13 protein-coding genes and 1 pseudogene are annotated in these 12084 nt (G+C 34.3%); 3 read left to right on the top strand and 11 right to left on the bottom strand.

Features of this window, described 5'->3' with window-relative positions; translation table 11 throughout:
* Positions 1–141: 141 nt before the first annotated feature.
* On the top strand, positions 142–3393 hold the full coding sequence (gene carB / locus T537_RS0105375) for a carbamoyl-phosphate synthase large subunit (protein WP_031556638.1): 3252 nt from the start codon (positions 142–144) through the stop codon (positions 3391–3393).
* A 225-nt stretch (positions 3394–3618) separates the two neighbouring features.
* Here carB and T537_RS0105380 read toward each other — a convergent pair whose 3' ends face one another.
* Positions 3619–4122 (bottom strand): NUDIX hydrolase, encoded by a 504-nt coding sequence (locus tag T537_RS0105380; protein WP_031556639.1) that lies wholly within the window; start codon positions 4120–4122, stop codon positions 3619–3621.
* Positions 4123–4137: 15 nt separating this feature from the next.
* Entirely contained in the window at positions 4138–4779 is a 642-nt protein-coding gene (locus T537_RS0105385; RefSeq protein ID WP_031556640.1) for an HAD hydrolase-like protein, read from the bottom strand.
* A gap of 160 nt (positions 4780–4939) precedes the next feature.
* On the opposite strand from T537_RS0105385, the gene T537_RS0105390 reads away from it, so the two are divergent.
* Positions 4940–5305 carry a hypothetical protein gene (locus T537_RS0105390; protein WP_031556641.1) on the top strand — a complete coding sequence of 122 codons (366 nt, stop codon included), beginning with the start codon at positions 4940–4942 and terminating at the stop codon, positions 5303–5305.
* A 30-nt stretch (positions 5306–5335) separates the two neighbouring features.
* Positions 5336–5692 (top strand): hypothetical protein, encoded by a 357-nt coding sequence (locus tag T537_RS0105395; protein ID WP_031556642.1) that lies wholly within the window; start codon positions 5336–5338, stop codon positions 5690–5692.
* A gap of 86 nt (positions 5693–5778) precedes the next feature.
* Here T537_RS0105395 and T537_RS0105400 read toward each other — a convergent pair whose 3' ends face one another.
* From T537_RS0105400 to T537_RS13000, 9 genes and pseudogenes are all read right to left on the bottom strand, one after another.
* The gene (locus tag T537_RS0105400; protein WP_027437244.1) at positions 5779–6741 is read right to left on the bottom strand and encodes a D-2-hydroxyacid dehydrogenase; all 963 of its coding nucleotides are present in this window, start codon (positions 6739–6741) and stop codon (positions 5779–5781) included.
* Between the two features lie 16 nt (positions 6742–6757).
* Entirely contained in the window at positions 6758–7294 is a 537-nt protein-coding gene (locus tag T537_RS0105405; RefSeq protein ID WP_027437245.1) for a hypothetical protein, read from the bottom strand.
* A 46-nt stretch (positions 7295–7340) separates the two neighbouring features.
* Positions 7341–7643: a hypothetical protein gene (locus T537_RS0105410; RefSeq protein WP_027437246.1), complete on the bottom strand. Its 303-nt coding sequence runs from the start codon at positions 7641–7643 to the stop codon at positions 7341–7343.
* A gap of 64 nt (positions 7644–7707) precedes the next feature.
* Entirely contained in the window at positions 7708–8367 is a 660-nt protein-coding gene (locus T537_RS0105415; protein ID WP_031556643.1) for a protein kinase domain-containing protein, read from the bottom strand.
* A 379-nt stretch (positions 8368–8746) separates the two neighbouring features.
* Positions 8747–9442, bottom strand: a complete 696-nt coding sequence (locus T537_RS0105425; RefSeq protein ID WP_027437248.1) for a YoaK family protein — start codon at positions 9440–9442, stop codon at positions 8747–8749.
* A gap of 121 nt (positions 9443–9563) precedes the next feature.
* A complete protein-coding gene (locus tag T537_RS0105430; RefSeq protein ID WP_031556644.1) occupies positions 9564–10256 on the bottom strand; it encodes a 5'-methylthioadenosine/adenosylhomocysteine nucleosidase in 693 nt (230 codons plus the stop codon).
* Positions 10257–10274: 18 nt separating this feature from the next.
* Positions 10275–11357 (bottom strand): undecaprenyldiphospho-muramoylpentapeptide beta-N-acetylglucosaminyltransferase, encoded by a 1083-nt coding sequence (locus T537_RS0105435; RefSeq protein WP_027437250.1) that lies wholly within the window; start codon positions 11355–11357, stop codon positions 10275–10277.
* Complete coding sequence (locus T537_RS0105440; protein ID WP_027437251.1) at positions 11357–11605, bottom strand: TIGR03905 family TSCPD domain-containing protein; 249 nt, start codon at positions 11603–11605, stop codon at positions 11357–11359. Before T537_RS0105440 ends, T537_RS0105435 begins: the two co-directional genes overlap by 1 nt.
* A gap of 245 nt (positions 11606–11850) precedes the next feature.
* Positions 11851–12084, bottom strand: a pseudogene (locus tag T537_RS13000) (group II intron reverse transcriptase/maturase); the annotation flags it as partial.

A 12084-nucleotide genomic window follows, 5' to 3' on the forward strand; every position in this document is an offset into this window, starting at 1 on the left:
CCCTTATTAAAAAATGCAATTATGAAAAAAATAAATTTTTTATTATTATCCCCGCCCTATTTAATAGAATGATTTATTTATAAGTGGTATAATTATTTCATAAACTTGTAAACATAAACTTAAAACGGGAGGAAACTAAATATGTCGCAAAGGAAAGATATCAAAAAAATTCTTATTATCGGCTCTGGCCCAATTATTATTGGTCAGGCCTGCGAATTCGACTATTCAGGCACACAGGCTTGTAAGGCTTTAAGACAGCTTGGATACGAAATTGTCCTTGTAAATTCCAATCCAGCAACAATTATGACAGATCCAGAAATGGCAGACGTAACTTACATCGAGCCACTTAATACCAAGAGGCTTGAGGCCATTATTGCTAAGGAACGCCCTGATGCTCTATTGCCAAACCTAGGTGGACAATCAGGACTTAACCTATGCTCTGAACTTAATAAGGAAGGTATTCTTGATAAATACAATGTTGAAGTAATTGGCGTAGCCGTTGACGCCATTGAACGAGGTGAGGATCGTATTGAATTCAAGAATACAATGAATAAATTGGGTATTGAAATGGCAAGGTCAGAAGTAGCTTATAGTGTTGAGGATGCACTTAAGATTGCAGAAAAACTTCACTACCCTGTTGTTCTTCGTCCCGCTTATACAATGGGCGGCGCTGGTGGCGGCATTGTCTATAATAAGGAAGAATTAAAGACAGTTTGTGAGCGTGGCTTGCAGGCAAGTTTAGTGGGCCAGGTTTTAGTAGAAGAATGCGTACTTGGCTGGGAAGAACTAGAACTTGAGGTTGTCCGCGATAAAGACGGCAACATGATTACAGTTTGTTTTATTGAAAATGTAGACCCTATGGGGGTTCATACAGGTGATTCTTTCTGTACAGCCCCAATGCTTACAATCTCAGAATCTGTACAAAAAAGACTTCAAGAGATGGCATACAAAATCGTTGATTCAATTCAGGTTATTGGTGGCACTAATGTCCAATTTGCCCACGACCCTGTTACAGATAGAATTATAGTAATTGAAATCAACCCACGAACATCACGTTCTTCAGCCCTTGCATCAAAAGCAACAGGTTTTCCTATTGCGCTTATTTCAGCAAAACTAGCTGCAGGGCTTACTTTATCAGAAATTCCTTGTGGTAAATACGGTACTCTTGATAAATACAAACCAGATGGAGACTACGTTGTAGTTAAATTTGCCAGATGGGCATTTGAAAAATTTAAAGGTGTTGAGGATCACCTCGGTTCTCAGATGCGCGCAGTCGGTGAAGTTATGAGTATTGGAAAAAATTATAAAGAAGCCTTCCAAAAAGCCATTCGTTCACTTGAAAAAAATCGATATGGTCTTGGACATGTTAAGGATTTTGACACCCTATCTAAGGAAAAGCTACTAACAATGCTTAATACTCCTAATTCAGAAAGACACTTTATGATGTATGAAGCACTAAGAAAGGGTGCAACTGTTGATGAAATCCATGAGATTACTAAAGTTAAAAAGTTTTTCATTGAACAGATGAAAGAATTAGTTGATGAAGAAGAATATCTAATCCATAAATACCGTGGCCAAGTACCTATAAGCAGTGATTTAAAGAAGGCTAAACTCGATGGTTTTTCAGATAAATACTTAAGCCAGATTCTACAGGTTTCAGAATCAAGCATTCGAAACAAGAGAGAAGCTGATGGAATTTGCGAGAACTGGGATAGTGTTCATGTTTCAGGAACCACAGACAGCTCTTACTACTATTCAAGCTACAATTGCACTGACAATAATCCAATCACATCAGATAAACCAAAGGTTATGATTCTTGGTGGCGGACCTAATAGAATCGGTCAAGGTATTGAGTTTGATTACTGTTGTGTTCATGCAGCAAAGTCCCTTAAGAAATTAGGATTTGAAACCATTATAGTAAACTGCAATCCTGAAACAGTTTCTACAGATTATGACACTTCAGATAAACTTTATTTTGAGCCTTTAACCCTTGAAGATGTGCTAAGTATTTATAATAAGGAAAAACCTGTAGGTATAATCGCTCAATTTGGAGGTCAGACTCCTCTTAATCTTGCAAGTAAATTAAAGAAAAATGGAGTTAAGATTCTTGGCACAAGCCCTGAAATTATTGATCTTGCAGAAGATAGAGACCAATTTAGAGAAATGATGAACAAGCTAAACATCCCAATGCCAGAGTCAGGTATGGCAATCGATGTGGACTCAGCAATTAAGATAGCTAATGAAATTGGCTATCCTGTAATGGTTCGTCCATCCTATGTTCTTGGCGGACGTGGAATGGAAATCGTCTATGACGATGAACAAATGATAGAATACATGTCTGCAGCCATTGGAGTAACTCCTGACCGACCAATACTTATTGATAGATTCCTACAACACGCCCTTGAATGCGAAGCTGATGCCATTAGCGATGGTTTACATGCCTATGTCCCTGCTGTTATGGAACATATTGAACTTGCGGGAATTCATTCCGGGGACTCTGCTTGTATAATTCCATCTAAGCATATTCCAACGGATATACTTAAGACCATCAAGGAATATACAAGAAAAATTGCTGAAGAGATGCACGTTGTTGGGCTTATGAATATGCAATACGCCATTGAAAATGGAAAGGTTTACGTTCTAGAAGCCAACCCAAGAGCCTCAAGAACAGTTCCACTTGTATCTAAGGTTTGTAATATACGAATGGTTCCTATTGCCACAGATATTATTACAGCTGAAATAACTAAGAGACCATCACCAATACCAAACCTCAAAGAACAGGTTATTCCTTACTATGGTGTTAAGGAAGCTGTATTCCCATTTAATATGTTCCCTGAAGTTGACCCATTGCTTGGACCAGAAATGCGTTCAACTGGAGAAGTTCTTGGAATAGCAAGAAATGAAGGTGAAAGTTTCTATAAAGCTGAGGAAGCTGCAGGACAGACTCTTCCACTAAAGGGAACTGTACTTATAGCCGTAAATAAAGCTGACAAACCATATATAGCTGAAATTGCTTACTTGTTTAAAGAAAGTAACTTTAATATTGTTGCAACTAAGGGAACCCTTAAAGTTCTTAAAGATGCAGGAATTATGGCAAAAGCTATTAATAAAATTTATGAAGGTCGCCCTAATATTATTGATGCAATTAACAATGGAGAAATTGACCTTATTATAAATTCTCCTGTTGGTAAAGATTCTGCATATGATGATTCCTACCTTCGTAAAGCAGCTGTTAAAGCAAAAATTCCTTACATTACAACAGTAACTGCGGCTAAAGCAGCAGCCACAGGAATTAAGACTATTAACGACTCCATAGGCGCCAAGAGAAAAAGTGATGTTAAATCTCTTCAAGAATGGCACAAAAGCATCACTAACACAGTAGAATCCATTTAAGCTAAGTAAATTTGACTGGTAATAAAAAGCCTTGGTAGATTTTATTCTATTAACAATAGAACTAAATTTACCAAGGCTTGTTTATGGAAAGCCCGCATTATAATCGCTGCGCGATGCGCGGGCGTTAGGTCTTGCAACTTCGTTGCAAGACAGGTGGGGAAAGCCCGCGTTAGAATCGCTTCGCGATGAGCGGGCGTTGGGTCTTGCAACTTCGTTGCAAGACAATTATAACCACATATAATCCACTAATTCATTAGCTACATAGACAAGTTTTAAATTAAAAAAGCCCTTATTATCCTCTAATGCTTTTAAAAATAACTTATCGCCTTCCCAAATTGGCAAATTGTATACATCCTTAATCTTTACCCATTCTAATTTGCCTTCATCGCAAGGAAAATTAACGCCACATTTTGACTCATCTCCAGTAAATTTCTCTGTTGTAAAGACATGGACATATTCACATATTCCCCCTTGATTATTCTCATAATCAGACTTACTATCAAAAGCTACAAAGGTTACAATACCGCGATAATCCGGATTATTAATTTCGTATCCAGTCTCTTCCTTTACTTCTCTTACTATACATTCTGTAGGGCTCTCATTTTTTTCAAAATGTCCACCAATGCCAAGCCATTTATCCTTATTAATGTCGTTTTTTTTCGATATACGATGCATCATTAAATACATGTCGTTTTTCTTCAAATAAATAAGAGTAGTTAATTCTGACATTTATCCACATCTCCTTTAAACATACTCAAGAATTTCCACAGGTTTGCTTACTATATGTGTAGAACCAAGAGCCTTTAACTCTTCAACTGATCCATAACCATAGCCTGCTCCAATTGACTTAATACCTACCTTATTAGCTGCATTAATATCAAACTTAGTATCTCCAATCATAACGCAGCTGCTTAAATCCTCAATATTCTCCATTTCTAACACCTTACGGATTAAATCATCCTTCCCATGTGTCTTGGCATTAGGATCTGAGCCTACAATCCCCTTAAAATACTTGTCTATTTCAAAATGATTTACGATTTTTACTGCCATTTTCTCTACCTTAGATGTAATTACATATAGAGTCTTACCTTCCTCTACAAGTTTTGAGAGGACCTCTTTAATTCCATCATACAAAGGTGCATTAAAAAGTGTTGTAGTTTCATAATAATCTCTAAAAATCTTAACACCTTTAGTTGCCTTTTCATCGTCATATCCAAGGATATTAACAAAAGAATCATAAAGAGGTGGTCCAATAAACTTTAGCTTGGTCTCCTTACTGATTTCCTTCTCTCCTAATTTCTCAAGAGAATACTCTATAGCCTGTAAAATACCAAATTCTGACTGTGTCAAAGTTCCATCTAAATCAAAAAATACATAATTATACATTTGTTTCGTTTCCTTTTATTATTAGCTTTATTAGACCTGATTTATAATCAAAAAAATTCGTCTTTTGAAATGATACTTAAATTTCAAAATAATTGCAACCTAACTTAAATTTGTGCTATTATTAGCTTTGATAAAATTTATTCAATTGGAGGGATTTTTTATGGCATGTTTTTTAGTACCAACAGCAGGTGCAGTTGCAGCAGGTGTTGCTAGCAAGGTTGTTAAGCATAAAGAAGCCGAAACAAAGCCAGCTCACATTTCAGTATCAACAAAGTTATCTTGGTTAGTTAAGATGTTACTTGGCGGTGCTGTATTACTTGCTTTCGAGCATGTATGGCATGGTGAAGTAGTTCCTTTCTTCCCATTCTTAACTGCAATGGAAAGTGCAGACTCTACAGCAGAAATGCTACATGAAATGGCAACAGTCGGTGTTACAATGACTGCTATTATCGTTGCTGTATGGATTGGTATGGTAATTGTTGCTTCTTCTTTTGAGAAAAAAGCAAATGCCCTAAAGGCAAATTAATCTTATCATTTAATTAGAAAGGAGAAATTCATGACACTTTTAATTTCAACATTAGCTGCTATTATTAGTACAGTAGTTTGGTATGTAAATCCTAAGGCTCGTCAGCTAAAATGCGGCATTCTCCTATGGTTATACTGGGGTGCTTCTTTAATGTGGCTTGGTGATGCAATCTTTGAATATGCTGAACTCAAAAGCGCATACTTTACACCAGCTGCAGCTGATATGTTAAACGATACATTCCTTGGTTTATCTGTGGTTATATTAGCTCTTATTATTTGGGTTGTTTATATGTTAATTACAGATCCACTTGGAACATTAAAGTCAGAACTTTTCTTTAAGCAAGAAAAAAACGAAGTTAATAAGAAAAATCTTAAAGAGACAAATTAAAATAAGTCGCTTTTATTCAAAAATAAAATTTGAATAAAAGCGACTTTTTATTTCTTAAAAAACACTATATTAAAGACTGACTAAAATTAAACTATAACGTTTCTTTCACGGCCTTCAAAATAAGCAACAATATTCTCATATATTTCATCCATTAATCTCTCTCTTGCTTCATGTGTTGCCCAAGCAATATGAGGAGTAATAATTAGTTTATCGCTATCCTTGATTGTAAGAAGTGGATTATCTCCCTTTATTGGCTCAACGCTAATAACATCAAGACCTGCTGCTGCAATTAAATCTTCATTTAAAGCTCTTGTAAGGTCTGCATCATTAACTATTGGACCACGTCCAAGGTTAAGTAAGATAGCACTTTTTTTCATCTTTGATAGAGCATTATAATCAAATAAGTTATTAGTATATTCATTTAATGGAGCATGAATTGAAATAATGTCCGATTCTTTCAATAACTCATCTAATTCAACCTGTCTATATTCTGTATCATATTTATGACCGCTTGCTGAATAACATAATACTTCACAACCAAAATCTTTAGCGATTCTTGCTACCTTAGAACCTATGTTACCAAGTCCTACAATACCCCATTTCATACCATTTAATTCATGGAAGATATTGCCAAAATATGAGAATACTGGCCACATAGCATATTGTCCAGTTTTTACAAAGTCATCGTAATGTCTTAATTTTTCAAGTAAATAAAAGAGTAGAGCAAATGTATGCTGAACCACTGATTCTGTTGAATATCCTGCTACATTGGCAACTCTAATACCTTTTTCTTTAGCATATTCTATATCTATATTGTTATAACCTGTTGCTGCTTCAGCAATTACCTTTAGATTAGGTGCGGCATCTATGGCCTCCTTGTTCATTAGAATCTTATTAACAATTACTACGTCTGGATTATGAATGCTCAATCTTTCAATTGCCTCATCATAATTTGAAACAGCGTATTTTGTTATATTTCCTAACTTATCAAATTTTTCTAGTGAAATGTCATCGCCATAAACACTAGCTTCTAACATTAAAATTTCCATAAATGCCTCCTAATTTTTAGTACATGCTCACCTCCACTACAGAAAATGTTGCAGTTTCGTATTTTGCAAGATCATCGCTTGAAATATAAGTAAAGCAATCAAACATCTGTGATTGATTTGCCCCTAAATCATTAACATAAATGTAATCATCACCAATTCTATTACCACTTGGATCCTTAGCTTCTACATGTACAGAAAAACTCTTAGTTTCCTTTTCTTTGTTAGTTATTTTAACTGGTAACTTTGTATTTGTCCAATAAGTATCCTTATCAACTACAAAATTTTCAAATTCAACGCCTATTGAATTCTGAAGAAGTTTATCTGTGTTACTGCCGTCTAAGTCGTCAAAAGCAGTTTCTAAATCACTACTTGCATCATCTAATGCCTTAGAAAAACTATCCTGCATTAGAAGAGTAATTCCCATTGCACACACACATAAAATTAAACCTACTGCTGCTGTTGTCTTACTTGCCCTCTTTATTAAACATACAATACCAAGTAGAGCACCAATAAGACCTAATACAAAAGCTGCATTATTAATAATAGGAATCAATTGGTGTGCTTACAGCACACTTTTTACTTTATACCTTTATTATAATTTAAGCTACTAGAATCTCTGATAAGCCAAATCCTATTAATACCACTAAAGTACAGCAAATAACTATCCAAAATACTGAAGCTATAAAGCCTAAATATCTATTAGCACTATTAGCTCCCGGAAATACATCTCTTATTCCCCTATAGTTAAATAGAAATAAAACTGGGAATATAAACAAAAACAAAACAATTAATAAAATGAACACAGCACCTACAAATGTGTATTTTGCTATATCTTCAGGAGTTAAAAAGCCATAAAAACAAATAGATACAGCACATATATAATAAAGAGTTGCAAGACACATCTTCCAAAGCTTTAAAGACCTATATCCAGGGAATAAAAAACTCTTTGTATTAAAGCTTGTTTGCTTAGTTTGATTTGCTTGTAGTTAGATTATCTTTCGGAAAGCATCCTGTTAACATTCTATTAAGTACAATTCCCACAGCATAAATGTCTGTCCTTACATCTGATGAATTATATCCAAGTCCAATTTGTTCAGGTGCAAAATAGCTAGGCGTACCAAGAAATTGAGTATCTGTATTAGATTCTTTATTAATCTTCTTGGCAGTATTAATATCAACAATCTTTACCTCATTAAATCTTGTAATAATGATATTATCTGGTTTTACATCCCTATTAACAAATTCAAAGTCATGGAGATGCTTTAAACCTTTAGCTACTTCAAGTATTATTCTTACACTTTCATCTTCAGTTAAATGTCCATTTTCTTCAATTAACTTTGTAAGTGTCTTTCCACTAATGTATTCCTCAATTACAATTAGCTTTTTCTTACCATCCTCGCCTGAATCCAAGTTTTCACTATCCTCAATGCACTCACTAATAATAGGAAAATATTTATTTTTAGTTTCCTTTATATATTCATATAGCCTTTTGTTATATGTTGTTAGTTCTTTTTTTACATAATACTGATTGTCTAATTTATTCTTAACCAATACGACATTATGATCTGAATCTATATCATCCACAGTATCTATCATAGATAGGGCAAGTTCATCTTGAATAGTCATACTTCCTCTTTTCACTAGATATTATTACAATAAAAGCTTTAATTTTTCCAAAAATTATTATATCATAAAACTAGTGTTCATCAAGTTTTGACCAATTTTTAACACACTAAAAAACAAGGAGATTTTATAATAAATGGCTGATTCAAAAAATACTGTTGAGTTGTTTAATCAATTAAATTCTGTAAAATCAACAATTGATTTTAACCAGTACTTTGAAACAATTAAATAAAGCCCTAAGGCTTACTAATAATAGCTGCTTAGATTTTAGAAATGTAAGAGATGCATGTATTGTATTTTATATAAATAAGGGAATTTATGACGTTATTAAAATAAACCAATTTATAGAATCACAAAATGGAAGTCAAAAAGATATGCTAGTTTAATCTAGCATATCTTCTTTTATTTCTAAACACATTAGTAAAAAAGCCACCATTAACACTAGGCAACTTACCCAAATTGCATGTGTTCCAAGCTTTGGTCCTATATTTCCACCAATTCCTGCTCCAATGGCAAATATAAAAATAACAATAAAATAGTATCCTGATTTTTCAAGTAATTTCTTATCTTTAGTTCTTGTAAAGCCTGACAGAGCTGCCATTCCACTTCTTAAATTTCCAATACACATTGTTGTTGCATAAGCATTACCACTTACCTTTCTAAAGGCTTGTACCTGCATTGCACATGTTAGAGAAACCAAAGAGTTAGCGACTATATCATACTTAAATGGTATAAATCCCACAAAGAAAAGTATTACAACTTCTATAGCTACTATTATTTGTCTCCAATGCAATTTCTTAGAATGCTTAAAATGGCTTCCTATTTGCTCTGCAATAAATACCCCCACTGCAAATGCCAATAAAGGAACAAAATACTTTAGAGCCTTATATTTTTCATTCTGCATAATATAAGTACTCATAAGCACTATATTACCTGTCTGCGCATTAGCAAAGACATGTCCTCTTAATATATAAGTGTAAGCATCTTGAAAGCCCCCTGAAAAAGCAAGAAATAGTCCTACTATTAGTGCCTCTGACATTTGCTTTTGTCTTGTTAGTTTGTTTGCTATAGTTTTCATTTTTTTCTTCCTCTTTTTTTGCATTAAGCTTTTTTATATTCTGCCCGAAATTGAAAAATCCGCCGCATTTAGCGACGGATTAAAATCTCAGTCGTTTTTAATCCGTCTGAGCTTATATTTATTAAATGTTAGCTACTAATTCCTTTATAAGCTTTACTGAATTAGCAATTGCCTGCTTCTCAAATTCTGGATAATCCATTGTTGCTGAATCATCAGCCTTATCTGAGATTGCTCTTAAAATAACAAATGGTACGTTGTTAATATGTGAAACATGAGCAATTGAAGCTCCTTCCATCTCTGTACAATATCCCTTAAATGTTGATTCGATTCTATCCTTAGTATCTCTATCTGAAATAAACTGATCACCAGATACAATTCTTCCTACATGTCCTTTTATTTCAGGTAAAACCTTAGCTATTGCTTCCTTTGCAAGCTTTACTAATCTTTCATCTGCCTTAAATGCTAATGTATCCATTCTTGGAACCTGACCTAATTCATAACCGAAGCCTGTTACATCTACATCATGATGAAGCACATCATCAGAAATTACAATATCTGCAATATCAATTTCTGGTCTTAGAGAACCTGCAATACCTGTATTAATAATATAGTCTGCCTTAAAATCATCTACTAAAATCTGTGTGCAAGCTGCAGCATTACATTTACCAATTCCTGAACGTACAACTACCACATCTTTTCCATTAAGCTTTCCTGCTCTAAAGTTCATGCTAGCCTTAGCTTCTTCTCTTTCAATGTCCATTGCTGCAATTATCTGCTCAACTTCTTCGTCCATTGCGCCAATAATTCCTATCATTATGCAACCTCCTATTATTTATTTTGTATTTTTCTTAATTAATTCAATAATGTTAGCAATTGAGTCTGCCTGTTTACTCTCAGACATCTTACTTATAAAACTATCTTTATTGTCGTATAATTTATTAATTTCATCAAGTAAAAGTTTACCCTGAATCTTGTCATCCTTAATTAGCTCATCTTCATCAAGAACTAATGAATAGCCATGTTCCTTAAATGACTTAGCATTAAGAATCTGATCGCCACGGCTTGCCTTTGCAGAAAGTGGAATTAAAAGGTTTGGTTTCTTTAAAGCTAATAATTCACAAATTGCATTAGCACCAGCTCTAGAAACGACTATATCTGCCATGGCAAATAAATCCTTCATTTCTTCACTTATATATTCAAACTGCTTATATCCTGGTAATGTGTCATATTTAGGTTCTGTCTTACCCTTACCGCATAAATGACAAACCTGATATTTTTCAAGTAATTCAGGTAACACATCATAGATTGCATCATTGACATGCTTAGCACCTGTACTTCCACCAACTACTAATATAATTGGCTTCTTATCGTTAAATCCGCATAGACGAAGGCCTGCATTCTTATCGCCCTTTAATAATTCCTGTCTAATTGGCGATCCTGTTAATACTGCCTTTCCTTCTGGTAAATACTTAACTGTTTCAGGGAAGTTACAACAAACATTAGTTGCCTTCTTCATTGCTATTCTATTAGCTAATCCTGGTGTCATATCTGATTCATGAATAATTACTGGTATATGTCTAAATCCAGCTGCTAAACAAACTGGTACAGATACAAATCCGCCCTTAGAAAAAACCACATCTGGCTTAATCTTACGAAGTAATCTATTAGCCTGAATAATACCTCTTAATACTCTAAAGATATCAGAAAAATTCTTAGTACTAAAATATCTTCTTAACTTTCCTGATGAAATACAGTGATATGGAATATTCTCTGCTTCTATAAGCTGCTTCTCAATTCCTGTATATGATCCAATATATTCAATCTCATATCCTTCTTCAATTAATGATGGCATAAGTGCAATATTAGGTGTTACATGACCTGCTGTTCCACCACCTGTAAGTACTATCTTCTTCATTAGAAATTGCCCTCCTTATATGCTTTTAACGCTTTTGATAACTGATCTGGACATGATGTACCTCTTCCTCTGCAATCTATGCCTTCTAATCTATTAATTGTGTCATCAACGCTCATTCCTTCTACCAATCTAGCAACTCCTTGTGTATTTCCATCGCATCCGCCAAAAAATGTTACTTTCTTGATTATATCATTCTCAATTTCAAATTCAATTTCTCTCGAACATACTCCCTTGGTTTTATATATCATAATATACCTTCTTTCCTAAATATATAGACCCTTGTTCCCTTAGACACGGTCTACTTTCATACGAAATCCAAATTTAACTCCCTGTAAAAATCTATCTAGACAAATACGCCTTTACACAAGCTTACTAAGTATAGCATACTTAAAAATGAAATAAAACACGAAACAAATCGGGTAGGAGGTAGATAATTATTTTATCTACCGACCTCCCACAGCACCGTACGTACGGTTCCGTATACGGCGCTTCTCTAGTTTTCACATATTTTCAAATAAAACTCTGTGAATGTTGGGTATCCTAGTTCACGGAGTTTCTTGTTGTTAAACGCAGTCTGTAATACAAAATAACTACCGCAATACCAGTTGCCATTTCGCATGTTTGCGCATATCCACGCTTTTCCTTCTTCCACGCCTAACTTTTTGAGTTCCTTGAATTTTGTTTTAGCCTTCTTCCATTGTTTCCAGTAGATTGTCCTTATCTTATG

It is taken from the genome of Lachnospira multipara LB2003 (assembly GCF_000702205.1).
Lineage (GTDB): Bacteria > Bacillota > Clostridia > Lachnospirales > Lachnospiraceae > Lachnospira > Lachnospira multipara_A.